This window comes from Flavobacterium sp. GW823-FHT06G12, from assembly GCF_058794775.1.
In genome coordinates this window covers 87856-108325 of record NZ_JBXAHE010000005.1, presented here as the reverse complement: position 1 = coordinate 108325, position 20470 = coordinate 87856, and the positions used below count along the sequence as shown (strand labels likewise).

The 20470-nt window shown below is 34.1% G+C and carries 19 protein-coding genes; 9 read left to right on the top strand and 10 right to left on the bottom strand.

What is annotated here, in order from left to right:
• Nucleotides 1–57: 57 nt before the first annotated feature.
• Complete coding sequence (locus tag AC1Q5Z_RS18870; protein ID WP_198857561.1) at nt 58–687, top strand: DUF4230 domain-containing protein; 630 nt, start codon at nt 58–60, stop codon at nt 685–687.
• A 180-nt stretch (nt 688–867) separates the two neighbouring features.
• On the opposite strand, the gene AC1Q5Z_RS18865 is transcribed toward AC1Q5Z_RS18870, so the two are convergent.
• The 3 genes from AC1Q5Z_RS18865 to AC1Q5Z_RS18855 all read right to left on the bottom strand — a co-directional run bounded on the left by AC1Q5Z_RS18865 (nt 868) and on the right by AC1Q5Z_RS18855 (nt 3700).
• The gene (locus AC1Q5Z_RS18865) at nt 868–2634 is read right to left on the bottom strand and encodes an aromatic amino acid hydroxylase (RefSeq protein ID WP_492446364.1); all 1767 of its coding nucleotides are present in this window, start codon (nt 2632–2634) and stop codon (nt 868–870) included.
• Between the two features lie 137 nt (nt 2635–2771).
• The gene (locus AC1Q5Z_RS18860; RefSeq protein WP_343587270.1) at nt 2772–3212 is read right to left on the bottom strand and encodes a hypothetical protein; all 441 of its coding nucleotides are present in this window, start codon (nt 3210–3212) and stop codon (nt 2772–2774) included.
• A 77-nt stretch (nt 3213–3289) separates the two neighbouring features.
• The gene (locus tag AC1Q5Z_RS18855) at nt 3290–3700 is read right to left on the bottom strand and encodes a group III truncated hemoglobin (protein ID WP_198857558.1); all 411 of its coding nucleotides are present in this window, start codon (nt 3698–3700) and stop codon (nt 3290–3292) included.
• Between the two features lie 375 nt (nt 3701–4075).
• Between AC1Q5Z_RS18855 and AC1Q5Z_RS18850 the strand changes: the two genes are divergently transcribed.
• Nucleotides 4076–6496 carry an RICIN domain-containing protein gene (locus AC1Q5Z_RS18850; RefSeq protein WP_492446362.1) on the top strand — a complete coding sequence of 807 codons (2421 nt, stop codon included), beginning with the start codon at nt 4076–4078 and terminating at the stop codon, nt 6494–6496.
• A gap of 77 nt (nt 6497–6573) precedes the next feature.
• Here the strand turns inward: AC1Q5Z_RS18850 and ilvA are convergent, their stop codons facing one another.
• From ilvA to AC1Q5Z_RS18825, 5 genes are all read right to left on the bottom strand, one after another.
• A complete protein-coding gene (ilvA, locus tag AC1Q5Z_RS18845) occupies nt 6574–7818 on the bottom strand; it encodes a threonine ammonia-lyase IlvA (protein WP_343587265.1) in 1245 nt (414 codons plus the stop codon).
• A gap of 275 nt (nt 7819–8093) precedes the next feature.
• Entirely contained in the window at nt 8094–8630 is a 537-nt protein-coding gene (locus AC1Q5Z_RS18840; RefSeq protein ID WP_198857555.1) for a DUF4136 domain-containing protein, read from the bottom strand.
• A gap of 106 nt (nt 8631–8736) precedes the next feature.
• Nucleotides 8737–10713, bottom strand: coding sequence for a urocanate hydratase (gene hutU / locus AC1Q5Z_RS18835; RefSeq protein ID WP_492446359.1), 1977 nt, complete (start codon nt 10711–10713; stop codon nt 8737–8739).
• 372 nt (nt 10714–11085) lie between these two features.
• Nucleotides 11086–12060: a 2-hydroxyacid dehydrogenase gene (locus AC1Q5Z_RS18830; protein WP_343587258.1), complete on the bottom strand. Its 975-nt coding sequence runs from the start codon at nt 12058–12060 to the stop codon at nt 11086–11088.
• 11 nt (nt 12061–12071) lie between these two features.
• A complete protein-coding gene (locus AC1Q5Z_RS18825; RefSeq protein WP_095928730.1) occupies nt 12072–12251 on the bottom strand; it encodes a C1orf53 family protein in 180 nt (59 codons plus the stop codon).
• A gap of 114 nt (nt 12252–12365) precedes the next feature.
• Here AC1Q5Z_RS18825 and AC1Q5Z_RS18820 point away from each other — a divergent pair, with 114 nt between their 5' ends.
• The 5 genes from AC1Q5Z_RS18820 to hemL all read left to right on the top strand — a co-directional run bounded on the left by AC1Q5Z_RS18820 (nt 12366) and on the right by hemL (nt 16196).
• Entirely contained in the window at nt 12366–12707 is a 342-nt protein-coding gene (locus AC1Q5Z_RS18820) for a hypothetical protein (RefSeq protein WP_492446357.1), read from the top strand.
• 87 nt (nt 12708–12794) lie between these two features.
• Entirely contained in the window at nt 12795–13703 is a 909-nt protein-coding gene (locus tag AC1Q5Z_RS18815) for a 1-aminocyclopropane-1-carboxylate deaminase/D-cysteine desulfhydrase (RefSeq protein WP_492446355.1), read from the top strand.
• On the top strand, nt 13696–14595 hold the full coding sequence (locus AC1Q5Z_RS18810; protein WP_343587250.1) for a glucosaminidase domain-containing protein: 900 nt from the start codon (nt 13696–13698) through the stop codon (nt 14593–14595). Before AC1Q5Z_RS18815 ends, AC1Q5Z_RS18810 begins: the two co-directional genes overlap by 8 nt.
• Nucleotides 14596–14625: 30 nt before the next feature.
• The gene (locus AC1Q5Z_RS18805; RefSeq protein ID WP_492446353.1) at nt 14626–14877 is read left to right on the top strand and encodes a hypothetical protein; all 252 of its coding nucleotides are present in this window, start codon (nt 14626–14628) and stop codon (nt 14875–14877) included.
• A 32-nt stretch (nt 14878–14909) separates the two neighbouring features.
• Nucleotides 14910–16196 carry a glutamate-1-semialdehyde 2,1-aminomutase gene (hemL, locus tag AC1Q5Z_RS18800; RefSeq protein WP_343587248.1) on the top strand — a complete coding sequence of 429 codons (1287 nt, stop codon included), beginning with the start codon at nt 14910–14912 and terminating at the stop codon, nt 16194–16196.
• A gap of 45 nt (nt 16197–16241) precedes the next feature.
• On the opposite strand, the gene AC1Q5Z_RS18795 is transcribed toward hemL, so the two are convergent.
• Together AC1Q5Z_RS18795 and AC1Q5Z_RS18790 are read right to left on the bottom strand one after the other, a co-directional pair.
• On the bottom strand, nt 16242–16973 hold the full coding sequence (locus AC1Q5Z_RS18795) for a DUF4890 domain-containing protein (protein WP_233074160.1): 732 nt from the start codon (nt 16971–16973) through the stop codon (nt 16242–16244).
• Between the two features lie 155 nt (nt 16974–17128).
• Nucleotides 17129–17545, bottom strand: a complete 417-nt coding sequence (locus tag AC1Q5Z_RS18790; RefSeq protein WP_343587242.1) for a DUF4890 domain-containing protein — start codon at nt 17543–17545, stop codon at nt 17129–17131.
• Between the two features lie 325 nt (nt 17546–17870).
• Between AC1Q5Z_RS18790 and AC1Q5Z_RS18785 the strand changes: the two genes are divergently transcribed.
• Together AC1Q5Z_RS18785 and AC1Q5Z_RS18780 are read left to right on the top strand one after the other, a co-directional pair.
• Nucleotides 17871–19340, top strand: coding sequence for an MFS transporter (locus AC1Q5Z_RS18785; protein WP_492446351.1), 1470 nt, complete (start codon nt 17871–17873; stop codon nt 19338–19340).
• Nucleotides 19341–19346: 6 nt separating this feature from the next.
• Nucleotides 19347–20396 (top strand): MFS transporter, encoded by a 1050-nt coding sequence (locus AC1Q5Z_RS18780; protein ID WP_095928737.1) that lies wholly within the window; start codon nt 19347–19349, stop codon nt 20394–20396.
• Nucleotides 20397–20470 lie beyond the last annotated feature (74 nt).

Genomic DNA, 20470 nt, shown 5'->3' with positions numbered 1-20470 from the left:
ATTCGTGGTAAAAAAAACTAAAAAAAGGAGTAAATTGGTCTAAAATATTTTAGAGGAATGCAAAACTTGATCAAAAGAATTATAGGTGTTGGAGTTATCGTTTTAATAATTGTTCTGGGATTTAAATATTGCCAGTTCAAAAAAGAAGATGATTCAGATATTCAGTACAATACCAATTTAATTCAGCAGCAGATTCTTAACGTTGGAAAATTGGTTGTAACCGAAGGACATTTCTCTGAAGTGATTACCTATAAAAATCAGCAGAAATATTTAATGGACATGATTTCTTTTGAGAAAAAAGCGCTTATTGTGGTCAACGCAAATGTTACCGTTGCTTACGATCTGCATCAGATGAAATATGATATTGATGAGAAAAATAAAACCATTACGATTTTAAATATTCCGAAAGAAGAAATTACCATCAATCCAGATATTCAGTTTTATGATGTAGAACAAAGCAAACTGAATCCGTTTACGGGAGATGATTACAATAAAATTAATAAATCGGTAAAGGCAAATCTGGCTAAAAAAATCGAAAATTCTACACTTAAAACCAATGCCCAAAACCGATTGATAAGTGAATTGTCTAAGATTTTAATTATGACCAATTCAATGGGCTGGAAACTGCAATATAACGGGAAAACTATTGAATCTGAAACGGAGCTGACTCAGGATTTGAAGCTTTAGGTAAAGGTTCAAAGAGGCAAAGGTTCAGAGGTTGTCTTTCACAATCTTGTCATTTCGACGAAGGAGAAATCTCCACAAGAAGCTCGACAAAGATTGGATTCTCGTTGCGGAGTTACTTGTGGAGATTTCTCCTCAAAATGACAAACGGTACGTTTTACTTAGTAAAAAAAACTTCGCGTCTTAGTGCCTTTGTGGCAAAGAACTATCAAAAATCAAATCCAATCCTCCAGAAATTAAATGTGCAATTTCAGGACGTTTTTCTTTCAATTGATCTAAATAAACTAGTACTTCCTGTAAAAGCTGTTTCTCATTTGAATCTTTCAAAAGTTCTGCAATTTCAACAGATAACAACCAGTCGTTTGAATGATTATTTTTAAGCTTTTCAAAAACAGATTTTAATTCGTTTTTAAAACTTTTATTTGTTCTGATTTCTCTAACTGTTGCGTATAAATTCTCCAATTCATCACGCTCATCAGTATGTTTTGCTTTTATGGTTTTCGTTGACGGAACAATATTAATTAAGTCAAAACTATTCACATCGGCTGGTCCTGAAAATGCCGAAATCACTTTTTTACCAATTGCCATATCATAATTGCCCCATTCAGGCTGAAACAAAACTGTTTCTCCATGCGTAACGGTGCAATTTCTAAAACTGATTAAAATGATTTCTCCATGAAGATTTCTAGAACCTGTAATAATTTCACCTTCAACAATAATATTGCCTTCAAATTCCAATTTTACCGTTTCGTTTTCTACAATTCGGTAAGCTTGCAAATCCTTCGGACTCATATCTTCAATTGCCAGATTAAAACCTTTTAGTTTTCCAATCGGACTTCCAAATCCGTGAGGATGCGTTAAAGTTCCATGGCCGACTAATTCTTTTTCGCGATAAGAAAGAGCCGTTTTTCCTGTAGTCTGAATGTAAACGGGTTTTCCTTCCTCTTCAATTACATTTGTGAAAACTCCAGAGATTTGTAAACCCGTACTTAATTCGATTGTTCCTAAAGCATTCGATTGTATCAGTTTTTGAATTCCAGAAAGACCTCCAGTTCGTAGAGCCATTTTATTGGCAAATTCCTCCAAAATCAAACTCAAATGAGAGAAAGTTGGCGTTACATAAAGTTGTGGTTGTAATTGCGTAATATCAAAGTTCTGATTGGCAGCAGAAATATCATAAGGTATTTTCTTCACATTGTCGGTCATACAGTGGGCGCTTTCACCAATTGAAGAAAGCAATCCAGCACCGTATATTTTTGGGTTTTCAACCGTTCCAATCAAACCATATTCAACAGTCCACCAGTGTAAGTTTCTAATTTGAGCCATTTCAGATAATTCGCCCATATCGTTTTGCAAATCGGCTACCGCTTTTTCAGCTTCGTCGATTTTTTCTTGAGGCGTATCTTCGGCTTCTTTTAAAATAGAAAGCAGACGAATCGCTTCATACATTTGATAATCTTTGTGAGACGAAATTGCTTTACAGCCAATTTCGCCAAAACGTCTCAAATATTCAGCATATTCGGGATTTGCAATAATAGGAGCGTGGCCAGCACCTTCGTGAATAATATCTGGAGCAGGAGTATATTCAATATGTTCCAATTGTCTAATATCAGACGCAATAACTAGAACATTGTAAGCCTGAAATTCCATAAAAGCATTTGGCGGAATAAATCCATCAACAGCAACTGCAGCCCAGCCAATTTCGCTTAGAATTCGGTTCATGCCGTACATGCTTGGAATAGAATCAATTTCGATTCCTGTTTTGCGTAAGCCTTCCAAATAAGAATGATGCGCTACTTTAGAAAGATAATCTACATTTTTACGCATAACATATCGCCAAACTGCCTGATTAATAGGAGTATAATCACTATAATCTTGAGGTTTGATGAATTGCTGTAAATGTTTAGGCAATCGCTCTAATAACGGATTGGTTTCAATGTTTGGATTCATTTCGAAAACGATGTAGATTAAAATGTAAAATTACGAATTTACGACTCGTTTTTTTATCATCTATCATAAAATTTTTATTCGAAATAGAATTTTATTGCATTTTTGTAGATTTTTAAAGAGCTGAAATAAATAGAATTTTAGCAATCATTATTGTCAAAACTTACTCTTTCCATTGTTTGTTCATAGTTTTCAATCTCTTTTTTGGTCATTGGAGTTTCTTTCACATCTACTTTCAATTGTTTTTTAGCATCAGGACTAATCCATAAACCAGTGAAAGTATTTCCGCTTTTCTGTAAAATTAAAACACCACTGAAATTGTGTTCAACCATAACAAATTCATTTTCTTTCTTTTTGTTTTGAGTAGGGTAAATTTGAATCCAATTTTTTGATTTATTGTAGCGATACATTGCCGCATAGCTTAAATCGGCATTACATTGATTTTCTGATGTCTGAATGTAAAGCGTAATCGGGGTTTTTCCATCGACAGTACCTTTGTATAAATTAGAAGCTTTTGTTTGTGCTATAATTTGATTAAAAAAAGATAAGCAGATTGCGATAAAGAAAATTACTTTTTTCATAAATAAAAGAATATAGATTTGGGTTTAATTCATTTTATCCAAATATAAAGTTCTGCTTTTTATTTGAAAGAAATTTTTTAAGATTTTTTTATCGCATTTTTCATTTCATTTTCAGCATTTCTGAAATACTCAATTTTATGACTAAACATAAAAGCCATATTGGTAGCGCGCATTTTAGCTTCTTCGGTTATTGGTCCAGCAAATTGCGAATCGATTGTTGAGTTAAAAATGGCAATCCAGCGGTCAAAGTGTGTTTTGTCTACAGGTAATTGTTTATGCGGAGGAAATGGCGTTCCAGAATAAGCACGAACATCAAATAAAATTGTCTGCCAAAAGTTGTACATTTTCTGTAAATGTGGTTCCCAACGATCTTGCAGTTTATCATTAAAGATTGGACCAATTAAATCGTCTTTTCGAACATTAGCATAAAAGCTGTTAACCATTTGCTGAATGTCTTCTATTGTCGAAATATCCTTTAAAGCTGTCATTTTATTGTATTTTAAGTAAACTGCAAAAATACAATATATCTTTCTTTTACTTCCCTGATAATTGTCATATGCTCTTTATTTACTGGCAAAACGACATTTTGTAAGGAATTGTATAGATTTTATATTTTATGATGAGTTATTTTGATTTTAATAAGTAAGTTTTTTATGATTTTTTATATTTTAAATTATTGTTTTTCAGTAATTTAAAAACATGATAGATTGGTTTTTGTTGTATCATTTTTTTTTATTTGATGTGTATTTGTAAAGTATTGAAAATGATAATATTGCAAAAATACTCATAATATTGTGCTGTTTTAGTAAAATAAAACTGAATAAATAAGGAAAAACTAATTATCAAACCAAAACCACAAAAGAATGCACAAAACTACTCAAACACCTACAGATCGGGTAAGTAAAGCGCTGAGACTATTATGTTGCGGGTCGCTTTTATTCATGAACAGCTTAAATGCTCAGACGGTAACTCCTTGGATGACTACAGGAGATCAAACTAAATTATTACAGCAACAGGCAACTGTAAGTTTCGGAACCAATTCAGGAACAAACCCTTCAACCGTAACAGTAAATGCGGGAACAACTTATCAAACTATGGACGGATTCGGTTATACTCTGACCGAAGGAAGTTGCGAAGTAATTTCTGGAATGGCAGCCACTCAACAAAACCAATTGTTGAATGATTTGTACAATCCAACAACAGGATTAAATGCAAGCGTAGTTCGTATTAGTATTGGAGCTTCAGATTTGAGTAGTTCTTCTTACAGTTATAATGAAACTTCGGGAGATACCAATATGAACAATTTTAGTTTGAACGGACCTGATTTAACGTATTTAGTTCCAATCATTAAAAAAATCTTACTGATTAATCCTAATATCAAAATTTTAGCAACTCCTTGGTCAGCACCACGTTGGATGAAAACCAATGGATCTTGGGTTGGGGGTTCTCTGCAAACGCAATATTATGCAGCGTATGCAAAATACTTCGTAAAATATTTTGATGCAATGAAAGCACAAGGTATTAATATTTGGGGAATTACACCGCAAAACGAACCAGAAAATCCGAACAACGAACCAAGTATGCTGATGAATTCTACAGAACAAAAGAATTTTATCAACCAACAGCTTGGGCCTCAAATGGCTGCTGCGGGTTATGGAAACATAAAAATTATTGCTTTTGACCACAATTGCGATAATACAGCATATCCGATTGATGTTTTAAACAATAGTTCTTATGTTGATGGAGCGGCGTTCCACTTGTATTTAGGTAATATCTCTGCTATGTCAACAGTAAAAACTCAAACCAACAAAAACGTTTATTTTACAGAACAATACACTGGTTCGGGCGGAAGCTTTAGCGGAGATTTTGGCTGGCACATGCAAAACGTTGTTATCGGTAGTACAAATAACTGGTCTAAAACAGTTTTAGAATGGAATGCAGCAAATAATTCAAGTTTAGGGCCTCGTACTCCTGGTGGATGCAGTACTTGTTTAGGTGCTATTACAGTTAATAATAGTACAAGTTATACTAAGAATGTAGCGTATTATATTATTGGTCAGATTTCTAAATATGTAAAACCAGGTGCGGTAAGAATAGGTTCTTCAAGCACAAGCGGAAGTATTTCTTCTGTAGCATTTAAAAACCCTGACGGCTCAACTGCACTTGTAATTTATAATTCAGGCGGATCATCAAATACGATAAAAGTAGTTTCGGGATCATCAGCATTTAATTATGCAGTTCCAGGATCTTCTGCGGTTACTTTTACTTGGGGAACATCAAATCCGGTTGCGGTTACGGGAGTTAGCATAAGTCCGACTTCTGTAACACTTACTGCGGGTCAGTCACAGCAATTAACAGCGACAGTTTCTCCTAGCAATGCTACAAATACTGCAGTAAATTGGAGTTCAAGCAACACTTCTGTAGCAACAGTAAATTCAAGCGGTTTGGTTTCTGCAATTGCTGCTGGAAACGCAACGATTACGGTTACAACAGTTGACGGAGCTAAAACAGCAACTAGTGCAATTACCGTAACGGCAGGTTCAACGGGTTTTCCAGGATATTATAATATTATTTCAAGAAATAGTAATAAAGGTTTAGATGTTGCAGATAATGCTACTACAAGCGGAAGCAGAATTCAGCAATATGATATCACAAACGGAGGAGGAAGCAATCAACGTTGGAAATTTGTTTCTGATGGAAGCGGCAATTATTATATTATCGTAAAATCGACGGGAATGTATTTGGTGGTTGAGAATAACGGAACTGCGGATGGACTGAAAGTACAGCAGAAAACTTTTTCATCTTCAAGCGAATTTAAATGGACAGTAACAAGTATCGGAAGTGGATATTACAAAATTATAAATGTAAACAGCGGTAAATCTCTAGATGTTGAAAATGTTTCTACAGCAAATGGAGCTAACATTCAAGTTTGGGCATATACAGGTGGTTTAAATCAGCAATGGCAATTTGTCCAAGTTGAAACTTCTGCAGCGGCAAAAAGTGCTTTAGTAGCAGAAACTGTTGCAGTTGAGGATACAAGCTCAAACGATATGATGATTTTTGTAGATGAAGTAGATAAATCTTTAAAAATAGATACCAATCATGAAGGAAGTGGCGAAGTACAAATCTTTAATATAACAGGAGAACCGGTTTTAAAGAAAAATGTAAGTTTTGTAAAAGGAAATCAAGCTGCAGTAGAAATTTCTCGATTACCAAAAGGTGTTTATGTTGTAAAAGTTAGTGATAGTAAAGGCTCGTATTCGAAAAAAATCTTGAAGCAATAATTACATTCACAATTTAATTAGTAATTTGTATTGAATCTGAAAAGGCTGTCAAATCTCTGACAGCCTTTGTTTTTATTTTATCCTATTAACTGAGTAAACAAATCCTGATTGTCATTCAGATATTGAAATTCAAAACCATTTTCAGTCATTTTCAGTTTAATTGGCATAATATCATTTTTGTTTTTCAATTCTAAACCAACCACAACAGAACCTACTTCACGGCTATTTTTCTTAGCAAACTGAAAATAAGTAATGTCATCATCTGGGCCTAAAATATTATTGACAAACTCTTTTAAGGCTCCTGGACGTTGCGGAAACTGAATCATAAAATAGTGCATTAAACCTTCGTAAAGTAAAGAACGCTCTTTTATTTCGGCTGTTCTTTCGATGTCATTGTTGCTTCCACTTACAATACAAACTACATTTTTGCCTTTAATTTTATCTTTATAAAAATCCAAAGCTGCTATCGTCAAAGCGCCTGCTGGTTCTACAACCATCGCTTCTTCATTGTATAACCTTAAAATGGTCGTGCATACTTTTCCTTCGGGAACCAAAATAATATCTTCAAGATTATATCGGCAGATTTCAAAAGTTTTATCTCCAACTTGTTTTACGGCGGCACCATCCACAAATTTGTCAATTGTTTTTAGTGGCGTATTTTTATTTTCTTCGATGGAAGTTTTCATCGAAGGCGCACCTTTTGGTTCAACACCAATTATTTTGGTATGAGGGCTTAAATGTTTAAAGACTTCAGATAATCCCGAAGCTAGTCCACCACCGCCAATTGGAACAAAAACGTAATCGATAGGTTCTTTAAAGCTTTCTAGGATTTCTAATCCAACAGTTCCTTGTCCAGCGATTACTTTTTCATCATCAAAAGGATGAATAAATGTTTTATGATTTTTGATTGCGTCTGCGGTTGCGGAAGCATAAGCATCATCAAAAGTATCTCCAGTTAAAACAATTTCAACAAATGATTTCCCAAATAATTGTACTTGTTTTACTTTTTGTTTCGGAGTAGTTTTTGGCATGTAAATTTTACCTTTTATATGAAGCAAATTACACGAGTAAGCTACACCTTGAGCATGATTTCCTGCACTGGCGCATACAATTCCGTTTGCTTTTTCTTTTTCGTTTAACGAAGAAATCTTATTATACGCGCCCCGAATTTTATACGAACGAACAATTTGTAAATCTTCTCTTTTTAATAAAATAGTCGATTCAAATTCGTCTGAAAGATTTAAATTCTGTGTAAGAGGCGTTGCAGCAACTACATTTTCAAGTTGCTTTTTTGCGTTAAGTACTTCGTTAAATAAACTCATGATGTTTTGTTTTTTTGCCGCGAATTGCACCAATTGCCACTAATTTTATTGCCTTTTAAAAAAAATAATTCGCGCTAATTTGTGTAATTCGTGGCTATTTAAAATCTCTATTAAAATAAAAAACCTCCCAATTGGGAGGTTTCTATAAATTATATTTTACAAACTTATATAGCACCTCGCCATTATTGCTGAATTGCAATAATGCTAATAATAGCGATAATAATGTTGTTAAAGTTTGTCATTTTCTTTACTGATTGAAAGGCAAATGTAAATAATTATTTTTTTACTGGCGGATATTGGGCTAAAATTTTGCCTACAAACTCAGCAATTTTTTCGTCTTTTTTATCAATGTTTCTTGTCAAAGTTCCAATTCCTTCACCTTGCCATACCATTTCTTTTCTTTTAGCATCGATTAAATCAATGTATAAAGTGCCTTCAGTAGAAGTAGAAACTGTGGTCTGTCCTCCGTACATCATGTAAGGATTCCAACCCCAGCCCCAGCCATAACCCCAGCCAGCGGTAAATTGGTTTACATCTACTTGCTCTCTTGATTTAGTAAAAATGTTTATTAACAAATCAGGATTGTCGCTTTTGGTAAAACCTTTAGCTTGCATTTGATCGTCAATAGCATGTAAAATTCTTCTTTTGTCTAAATCTGATATTTCAACCTTGTCAATTCCTGGCTTAAAGTAGGCGTACGTTTTATAAGGCGTAAAATCGACAGTTTTGTCATAATCAGAATAAACGGTCACAGTACTGCAAGAAGTAAGTATCAGCAGTAGCAAAAACGGAATTAACTTAAGTGTTTTCATATATCTAAGAATTAATGTTCTTTTTTAAATCTGTCAGGCTGAGCGTAGTCGAAGCCCTTTCGTTTCTATAAGCCTTCGACTTCGTTCAGGATGACATTACGTTATTTTAAAGCAAACTTTCGTCAACTAAATTTGGTAAAGTCACTTTTAATAATGGCTCAACTTCCATTGCTCTTTTTATGGCAAAAACAGCACCTTCATTTCGTGCCCAGCTTCTTCTTGAAATTCCGTTGTTAACATCCCAAAAAAGCATTGAAGCTAAACGTTTTGAGGCCTCTGTAGAACCATCAAGAACCATACCAAATCCGCCATTTATAACCTCTCCCCAGCCAACTCCGCCGCCGTTATGAATAGAAACCCAAGTTGCTCCTCTAAAGCTGTCTCCAATCACATTATGAATGGCCATATCGGCAGTAAAACGAGATCCGTCATAAATATTTGAAGTTTCTCTATAAGGCGAATCAGTTCCAGAAACGTCGTGATGATCACGCCCTAAAACCACAGCGCCAATTTCGCCTTTTGCAATGGCCTGATTAAAAGCTTCTGCAATTTTAATTCTTCCTTCGGCATCAGCATAAAGAATACGAGCTTGAGAACCTACAACCAATTTATTTTCTTGCGCGCCTTTAATCCATTTAATATTATCCTGCATTTGCTGCTGAATTTCATTTGGAGAAGTTTCTGCCATTTTTTCTAAAACCTCACAAGCAATCGCATCTGTTTTTAATAAATCTTCTGGTTTTCCTGAAGTACAAACCCATCTGAAAGGACCAAATCCATAATCGAAACACATTGGTCCCATGATATCCTGAACGTAGCTAGGATATTTAAAATCGATATTATTTTCGGCCATAACATCGGCTCCAGCGCGTGAAGCTTCTAATAAAAAGGCATTTCCGTAATCGAAAAAGTAAGTTCCTTTTGCAGTGTGTTTGTTGATTGCATCTGCATGACGACGTAACGTTTCCTGAACTTTTTCTTTAAATAATTCTGGATTATTTGCCATCAAATCATTTGCTTCTTCAAATGAAGTTCCAACTGGATAATAACCTCCAGCCCATGGATTATGAAGCGAAGTCTGATCTGAACCTAAATCAATTTTGATATTTTCCTGATCGAAACGTTCCCAAACGTCAACTACATTTCCTAAATAAGCAATCGAAACGGTTTCTTTATTGGCTTTCGCCAAAGCTACTCTGGCAACCAATTCGTCTGTAGAAGTTACCACTTCGTTAATCCATCCTTGTTCGTGACGAATTTTAGTAATCTTCGGATTTACCTCAGCACAGACTGTAATACATCCTGCAATATTTCCAGCTTTTGGCTGAGCTCCTGACATTCCGCCAAGCCCAGAAGTTACAAACAAACTTCCTTCAGGATTTTGTTTTATTTTTCTAAAACCGTTTAAAACTGTAATCGTAGTTCCGTGTACAATTCCCTGCGGGCCAATATACATATAACTTCCCGCTGTCATTTGTCCGTATTGTGAAACACCTAAAGCATTCATTTTTTCCCAATCATCAGGTTTAGAATAATTCGGGATTACCATTCCGTTGGTAACCACAACTCTTGGAGCTTCTTTATGCGAAGGGAATAATCCCATTGGGTGGCCAGAATACATCGTTAAAGTTTGCTCATCTGTCATTTCAGACAAATATTGCATCGTCAATAAATATTGCGCCCAGTTTTGGAAAACAGCACCGTTTCCGCCATATGTAATTAATTCATGAGGATGTTGCGCTACAGCATAATCCAAATTGTTTTGAATCATGTGCATAATCGCTTTTGCTTGCAATGATTTTCCAGGATATTCTTCAATCGGTCTTGCGTACATTCTGTAATCTGGGCGAAGACGATACATATAAATACGTCCGTATTTTTCTAGTTCTTCTGAAAATTCAGGAATTAATTCGGCGTGATGTTTTGGATCAAAATAACGCAATGCATTTTTAAGCGCCAGTTTTTTCTCTTCTGCCGAAAGAATTTCTTTTCTTTTCGGAGCATGATTAATAGCTGGATCGTATGCTTGCTTTGGCGGTAATATATTTGGTATTCCTTGTTGTATTTGTTCTTGAAAAGTCATTTTTTTTTTAGAGATGCTAAGTTGCTAAGGTTCTAAGACGCTAAGGTATTTTACGTAGATTAACAACAGATTAATTTTTTGTTTTTTAAATTATGCCATTCGAAATGGACTTTAAATGCGCCACTGCTTTATTGAGTGCAATTGGAATTTGAAATTTAGTTTAATTATCCCTTTTTCAAATTGACTCATTCCCATATTGCCACATTTTCTAATTAAAAAACTAGGGATAACGGATATCCGACCTGTGATACGATTTATAAATCGTAATCTTAAACTTTCTTGAACGAATATCCATATCTGATATTTTAGATTGTTGATTTTAGATTTTAGATTGGGAAATTATCTTAATTATCACATTATCACATTATCTCATTAAGAATAAACTTCCTCATTAACACAAAAGGGCATTTTTTTATTTTCAAAAAGTGCTATTATATTTTGTGCGGCACAAACTGCCATTCCGTTTCTGGCTTCGTATGTCGCAGAACCAATATGTGGTAAAACACAACAATTTGCAAGCGATAATAACGGATTATCAGATTTCATTGGTTCTGGATTTGTCACATCCAATCCAGCACCCCAAATTATATTGTTCGTTAAAGCATCATATAAATCATTTTCATTTTGAAATTTTCCTCTTGCTGTATTAATGAAAATTGCATTCGATTTCATTTTAGCAAAAGTATTTTTATTGAAAAGTTCATTACTTTCTGCGGTGTAATTAGCATGAATGCTTAAAACATCGCTTTCTGCAAGTAAAGTCTCAAAATCTACATATTTAGCATCCAGTTCTTTTTCTGCATCTTCTTTATGGGAACGATTGTGATAAATGATATTCATTCCGAATGCAGCTTTGCATTTTTTTGCCATTTCAATACCAATTCTTCCCAAACCGAAAACCCCTAAAGTTTTGCCGTAAAGTTCTTGACCTAAATTGGCTAACGGATCAAAACTCCCCCAATCATTATCCAGAATTCTTTTATGATTAAAAAATGATTTTCTGGCAACACTCTGCATCAGTAAAAAAGCAACATCAGATGTAGCTCGGCTTAAAACATCTGGCGTATTTCCAATAGGAATTTTTCTGCTGTTAGCTGATGGAATATTGACAGAATCAAATCCGACAGAAAATAAAGCGATTCCTTTTAAATTCGGACATTGCTGAAAAAAATCTTCATCTAATTTGTTTGTTCCAACATTCAAAAGTGCTTCATGTTCTTGGCAGATTTTTATAAACTCTTCTCTTGACAATATATTCTCTGTTGGATTTATTGTAAAGTTAATGCCTTTATCTTGAAGCAATTTAATGCCAGCTTCGGGTATATTTTTATTTATAAAAACCTTCATCTTGTGGTATTCTAATTTTTATTTATTCGTCCTGTTTTTTTATCATATCCGTAAGGACAGTGGCGACAACCGCTTTTGCAGCAATAACCACGTTTTAAATGATGTTTTTCAGTAAAGCATTTGTAACCTTCGGGCGTATAATAAAAATCTTCGCCTTCGATTAATTTATTTTCATTACTTTGCTCTTTCATAAATCTGCTTCGTGTTCTTTTTCGAATAATTAAAATCAAAAATATAAATATTTGATTATGATTTTATTGAAATCGAACAATTTTATAGCTACAAATTTATAAATTTTACAGCCAATGTTTCTGATTGTTGCTAAATATTTAATTCCGAAAGGTTATCGAGGAATGGCTGTATTTCCGTTTGTTTTGGTAAAATATGATTTTGATAAAGCAAATGGAGTTTTTGTTAATCATGAAAAAATACATTTAAGGCAGCAGTTAGAACTTTTAATAATTCCGTTTTTTGTATGGTATTTTTTAGAATATCTAATTCGTCTGATTCAATATAAAAATGGAGCTTTAGCGTATCGAAATATCAGTTTTGAAAGAGAAGCTTATAAAAAAGAAGCCGATTTGAACTATTTGAAAAATAGATCTTTTTTCCAGTTTCTACATTACATAAAAAGTAATAAGCGATAGCTTTAAACTTAAAAAAAAAACAGGTATGAATTGTCACTTTTGACTTTTGACTTTCGACTTTTGACTTTTGACTTTCAACTTTAAATAATGAATTCAGTTTTCAATCAAAATATAAATATTCAGTTTCCGAATGATATTTCGTTGACAATTAAACGAGAAGATTTAATTCATCCGTTTGTTTCAGGAAATAAATTCCGAAAATTAAAATACAATTTGCTTCAGGCGAAAGCCGAAAATAAGGGCACTTTACTCACTTTTGGAGGAGCTTTTTCGAACCATATTGCGGCTGTGGCTTATGCGGGAAAAGAACAAGGATTTAAAACTATCGGAATCATTCGCGGAGATGAACTTTGGGATAAAATTGAAGAAAATCCAACCTTGAAATTTGCTCAAGAAAATGGAATGCAGTTTGAATTTGTTTCAAGAGAAGATTATCGTTTAAAAAACGAAGAATCTTTTATACAAAAGCTGAAAGACAAGTTTGGTGATTTTTATCTCGTTCCAGAAGGCGGTACAAATGAACTTGCAGTAAAGGGGGGTGAAGAGATTTTAACAGATGAAGATTCGGTTTTTAATTACGTTTGCTGTGCAGTTGGAACAGGCGGTACAATTTCGGGATTAATCAATAGTGCGTTGCCAAATCAGAAGATTTTGGGCTTTCCAGCGTTAAAAGGTGACTTTTTAAACGATGAAATTCGTATTTTTGCAAAAAAAGATAACTGGAATTTAATTTCTGACTATCATTTTGGAGGTTATGGCAAGATAAATTTAGAATTAATTGAATTTGTTAATTCTTTTTTCGAAAAGACAAAAGTGTCCTTAGATCCAATTTATACAGGAAAGATGGTTTTTGGCGTTATAGATTTAATCAGCAAAAATTATTTTCCTGCACATTCAAAAATTTTACTCATTCACACAGGCGGATTACAGGGAATTGACGGAATGAATATAAAGTTGAAGCAGAAGAAATTACCAATACTCAAAACCAATGATTAAAAAAATTGTATTACTTCTCGTAATATTAGCTTTAGCAAGCTGCTCTTCTAGTAAGCCTGCCATCGCGACGACTAAAAAAGCGGCAGCAGTTCAATCTCGAACGGCGGCGACAAAAAGAAGTACTCCTGTTAAACCAATCGGTAAAAATTACCCTTCTACAAATAATACAACTGAGGTTATTCAATCTACATCCAAAACAGTTGTTACCAGTGATTTAATTAATAACTATGTGTTGCAGTACAAAGATATTGCAATGGGAAACATGAAAACGTATGGAATTCCTGCAAGTATTATTCTGGCACAAGGAATTTTAGAATCTGGTGCAGGAAGAGGAGATTTAGCTGTAGATGCTAATAATCATTTTGGCATAAAATGTCATAATGATTGGTTGGGAGAAAGTGTTCGCCATGACGATGACTCGGCTCAGGAATGTTTTAGAAAATACCCCCAAGCATCAGAATCGTATAGAGATCACGCTTTATTTTTGGTTGGAAAAAAACGATATGCAACTTTATTCACTTACGAAAAAGACGATTATAAATCTTGGGCGAAAGGCTTGAGAGCGGCGGGTTACGCGACAGATCCAAAATATCCTGATAAATTGATTAGTTATATTGAAAGATACAATCTACATCAATATGATTGTCAGGTTACAGGAAGAAACTATGTTCCGATTAATACTTCGGCTCCACCAAAAAAATCATCTTATGACGTCGCTTCTGATCCAAAGATCAATATGAATCAATACGATCCGAATTTATATGAAGTTCAAAAAGGAGATACGCTATATTCTATTTCGAAGAAATTCAATTTGTTGGTTGAAGATTTAAAAAGAAAAAATAATCTGACTGATAATGCGATTTCTATTGGACAAAGGTTGAAAGTGAAGTAATAATTGTTAGTTATTAATTGTAAATTATCAATGAAAAAGAAAATCGCAATTGGGACTTTTATTTTCTCTACCGTTTTAATTATTAGACTTTTTTGCGGAGTTTATATTCATGATGAATTTGCAGAAAAACATTTATTTATAAAATATAAACCAACTTGGAAATGGACTTTTTATTCACCCATAAGAATGTCTGATACCAAAATAGAAGAGCTTTCAAAAGAAGAACAAATAGAACAACAATATTTCAATGAGTTTATAAAAGCCAAAGGATTAAGTAGATAATCTAAAATCTAAACTCAAAAATCTAAAATTAAATGTTATACAAAAGAAGTAGTCAGCTTTTTGCTGAAGCAGAAAAAGTAATTCCGGGAGGAGTAAATTCACCAGTAAGAGCGTTTAAAGCAGTTGGTGGAACTCCGATTTTTGTAAAAAGTGCTAAAGGCGCATATTTATATGATGAAGACGGAAACAAATTAATAGATTACATCAACTCTTGGGGACCAATGGTTTTAGGTCATGCTTATCAGCCAGTTGTTGATGCTGTTATTGAAAAAGCAAAACTAGGAACTTCATTTGGAATGCCAACAGAATTGGAAACAGAAATTGCAGCTTTGGCAGTTTCTATGGTTCCAAATATTGATAAAATACGTTTTGTAAATTCGGGTACAGAAGCTTGTATGAGCGCAATTCGTCTAGCTCGCGGATTTACAAAAAGAGATAAAATCATCAAATTTGCAGGTTGCTACCACGGACATTCTGATTCATTTTTGATTCAAGCGGGAAGTGGAGCCGTAACTTTTGGATCTCCAAATAGTCCAGGTGTTACAGAAGGAACAGCAAAAGATACTTTATTAGCGAAATACAATGATTTAGAAAATGTAAAAACATTGGTTGAAGCAAATAAAGGAGAAATTGCAGCAATTATTATTGAAGCAGTTGCTGGAAATATGGGATGTATTCCGCCAGCAAAAGGTTTCTTGCAAGGTTTAAGAGACTTATGTACAGCAAACGGAATCTTATTGATTTTTGATGAGGTAATGACTGGTTTCCGTTTGGCACGTGGAGGAGTTCAAGAATTATATGGAATTGATGCTGATATTGTGACTTTCGGAAAAGTTATCGGTGGAGGATTGCCAGTTGGAGCTTTTGCTGCACGTGAAGAGATTATGAACTATTTAGCGCCTCTTGGACCAGTTTATCAAGCAGGAACATTATCTGGAAATCCGTTAGCAATGGCTGCAGGATATGCGATGCTGAAAGCTCTTGATAATGATAGAGAAATTTTTACACGTTTAGAAGAAAAAACAGCTTACTTAGAAGCGGGAATCGATAGAGTTTTAAAAGCAAATAATGTTGTGTTTACAATCAATAGAGTAGGTTCTATGATTTCTGTTCACTTTGATGCGAATCCAGTTACAGATTTCCAAACTGCAGCAAAAGGAGATAACGAAACATTCAAAAAATTCTTCCACGGATTATTGCAAGAAGGCGTTTACATTGCGCCATCTGCATACGAAACGTGGTTTATTACAGATGCATTGACTTATGAAGATTTAGATTTTACAATCAATGCAATTGATAAAGTATCAAAATCATTTTAATAAAAAAGGAGGCTTTAAGCCTCCTTTTCTTTTTTAGTACCAAGATTATTTTTTGTCTTTTCTATATTCTTTCATTTTATCTTTATGCTCTTTCTGAATTGCAGTCCATTTTTTATATTGGTCAGCAGTCAGAATAGATTTCATTTTGGCATCATAAGCTTTATGATCTGTTTCCATCTGTTTTTTCATAGCTTTCTTGTCAGCTTCAGTTGGCTCGACACCAGAATCTTTTCTGCTTTTTTTAAGCATTTCCATTTTTGTGCTTCTGTCAGATAAAAGTTCACCGACTTGTTTTTGCTGATCCGCATTTAAGTTCAAATCGGTTGTCAGCTTTTGCAAATGAGCTTGATCGCGTTCTTGTGGCGATTTATGATCTTTTCCTCTATGATGACCTTTATGCTCTTTTTTTAGAGCTGTCCATTTTGTGTACTGATCCGCATTTAAAATCGATTTCATTTTAGCATCATTAGCTGCTTTATCTGCATCCATTTGTTTTTTGAAAGCTGCTTTTTCTTCAGCTGTAGGAGGCGTTTTAGTGTCTTTTCGAGATTGTTTAAACTTTTCGGCTTTAGCACTTCTTTCTGCGATAAGCTGTTTTACCTGCTCTTGCTGTTTATTATCTAAATTTAAATCAGAAGTCAATTTTTGCAAATATTTTTCGTTACGCTGTTCTGGAGTTAATTTTTCTCGTTGATCGCGTGTCGGCTTCTGATTGATGTCTTGTGCAAAACTTACTATTCCAACAAATAATAAAGCTGCAATAAATAATTTTTTCATAATTCGTTTTTTAAAAAAGGTTTATAGCAATTAGACTTCATCAGAATTATTAAGTTTAATGGCATTTTGAGGTTTATCTTTTATTTAACAGAAACTATTAAGGAAAGTTTAAAGAATATTGAGAAATAAAAAAGAGGCAATTAAGCCTCTTTTATTTAGTTTTTATCCTTTCTATATTCTTTCATTTTTTCTCTTGCTTTGTCTTTGTTTTCTTCCTGAATGGTTTTCCATTTTGTGTATTGGTCAGCATTTAAAATCGATTTCATTTTAGCATCGTTTGCGTCTCTCTCAGCCATCATTTCTTTTTTAAAAGCTTCTCTTTCTGCAGCAGTAGGTTTAGTGCCACTTTCTTTTTGTTCTTGACGTGCATCTCTTAGTTTTTCAGCTTTCGCACTTCTGTCTGCTAAAAGTTGTTTTACTTGAGCTTGTTGACTGGCATCCAGATTTAGTTCTGTTGTTAATTTTTGCAACTGTTTTTCATTGCGCTGTTCAGGAGTTAACCTTTCTTTCTTTTCTTGTGCAAAACTTGCTATTCCAACAAATAACATAGCAGCGATAATTAATTTTTTCATGTTTTAAGTTTTTTAATTGTTTATAAGAAATTAGACTTTTTTGAATAAAACAGGTTTAATTGAACTTTGAAAAATTATATTTTATTTAACATATTGAAAAACAGAGTTTTCAGCTGATAAGTAGTAAAAAAATAGACTTAACTATAAGAATGAATTTAAATAAGATTATAATAACGCTAAATGTTTGATTGTAAGTGTCTTGCTTTGAATATTTTTTTTAACTTTAGTAAAGTATTGCTTTTCAGGTGTTTTCTGAAAAAGCAGTTTTCATGATTCCCATATTTCAGTAATAGATTCTCAAAAACACAATTTAATACTTTATTCTATGGCAGATCTTTCCCAAGCCCACCGCATCCTTTTTTTAAATACTTTGGCATTTGCAATCTGTTTTGCATGCTGGACACTCAATGGAGTATTGGTTACTTTTTTAGTTGATAAAGAAATTTTTAATTGGAGCGTCGTACAAATAGGATGGCTTTTAGGAATTCCTGTTCTTACGGGATCAATTATGAGATTGCCAATGGGAATTTTAACCGATAAGTTTGGAGGTAAAATTGTGCATTCTGCGTTACTAATTTTGGCTTCAATCCCTCTGTTTTTATTACCATTTGCGACTTCTTTTACTGTCTTTGCCATTTTAAGTTTTCTATTCGGAATGGTAGGAACCAGTTTTGCTGTTGGTGTAGCTTCAACCTCTGTATGGTATCCTAAAGAATGGCAGGGAAGAGCTTTGGGAATCTTCGGAATGGGAACAGCCGGTGCTTCAATTACGCCATTTTTAGCGCCTTCACTCTTGAGTACATTCTCAGAAAACGATCCCGAAAATGGATGGAAATGGCTTCCCGTACTTTATGGTTCTGCTTTGCTATTGATGGGAATTGTGTTTCTGATTTTCGCTAAAAACAAAAAAAGCGAAGCACAATCTAAAACAGTAAAACAATTATTGCAACCCTTAAAGAGAGTGCGTGTTTGGCGCTTCGGAACTTATTATTTCTTAGTATTTGGATCGTTTGTGACTTTCTCGCAATGGCTTCTTCCAAATTTTATGAATGTCTATCACACAACTTTAGTTTTAGGCGGAATCTTTACTTCTTGTTTTAGTTTGCCTGCGGGTGTTGTACGTGCTTTTGGAGGTTTTTTGTCGGATAAATTCGGAGCCAGAAAAGTGATGTACTGGGTTTTGAGTTCTTCAGTCGTTTTAAGCTTTTTATTATTATTTCCAAAAATGGACATCACGACTTCAGGAAGCGGTCTTTTAGCGAGTAAAGCAGGAACTGTTACAGCGGTTTCGCCAGATAAAATAGTGGTCGATGGTAAAGAATATGCTATTAGCCAGAAAGATGAAAGTCAGCCGCATTCTAAGTTTTTTCCATCCAAAAAAACATGGCAGGAAGTTGTCGTAGCAGAAAATCAAAAAATACAGAAAAAAGATTTATTGGCAGAAGGAATTACACAAATTCATTTTGAAGCCAATATGTGGGTGTATTTAGTTTTGGTTATTCTAATAGGAATTTCATGGGGAATTGGTTCTGCAGCTGTTTACAAACATATACCAGATTATTTTCCCAATGAAGTGGGTGTAATTGGCGGAATGGTGGGACTCTTAGGCGGTTTAGGCGGATTCTTCGGACCAATTATTTTCGGGTATTTATTATCATTTACCGGATTTTGGACGAGTTCTTGGCTCTTTATTCTGGCATTATCATTAACCTGTCTGATTTGGATGCACCGTGTAATTGTAAATATGACAAAAGAAAGATTGCCTGAAATGGCTAAAGATATTGATCGAAAATAATCTGTCATGAAAGAAAAAACATTTAATACGAAAGCTTTATTAATTGCAACGGCAGCTTCGGTTTTTATGGTTGTATTGGTTTTCTATGGATCAAGAAAATTGCAAAATTTTGATGCGGCTTTGGTTACCTATCTGTTCGGAACTCTGTTTGCATTTTTCGGAGTTGTGTATCGCTATACGGTTTGGCTGCAACGACCGCCAACTTGGATGTATTTCAAACGCGGAATTCATTTTCTCTTTACAGGAAAAGTATTTTCACATTTGTGGTTTTTAGGAAAAGAATCTGTTCAGAATATTGCTTTTCAGAAATTCATTTATCCAAGAGGCAAATACAGATGGTTAGCTCATTTCTGTATTGCAATTGGCTGTTTTTCGGCTTTTGCAATTACTTTTCCGCTCACATTTGGATGGATTCATTTTACATTGGCACCAAATTCAATTTCTGTTTACGAAGCCCATTTTTTTGGTTTTAAAGTAATGGATTTCAGATTGGATTCAATCATGGCATTTTTGACTTTCCATGCTTTAAACTGGTCTTCTTATCTGGTTATTTTCGGTTCTCTTTATTATTTAAGAAGACGTTTAACCAATCCGGGATTAATTGCCACACAGACTTTTGAAGGCGATTTACTGCCACTTCTTTTATTAATTGCCATTTCTGTTACGGGTTTGTGTCTGACTTATTCTTACCAATTTATGAAAGGATTTGCATATGATTTTCTCGCAGTAGTTCATGCCGTAACGGTTATTATGTTTTTAATATGGATTCCGTTTGGAAAATTCTTCCATATTATTCAGCGACCTGCTCAGATTGGTGCGCATATTTACAAAAAAGAAGGAATGAAAAAAGGAATGGCAATCTGCAAAGAAACAGGAAAACCATTTACGACACAACTTCATATCGATGATTTAAAAATAGTAACTAAACAATTAGGTTTTGACTTTAGCGATGATGAAGGAAATTCACACTTGGATTTAAGTCCCGAAGGAAAACGAGATCGTTTGGCGAAAGCGCATTTAAAAGCAAGAATCGAAGGCGGAAATTTATTTGGATAAAATTATAGTTTCAAGTTTAAGGTTTCAAGTTTCGTCGCAGAACGTGAAACATGAAACATGAAACCAAAAAATAA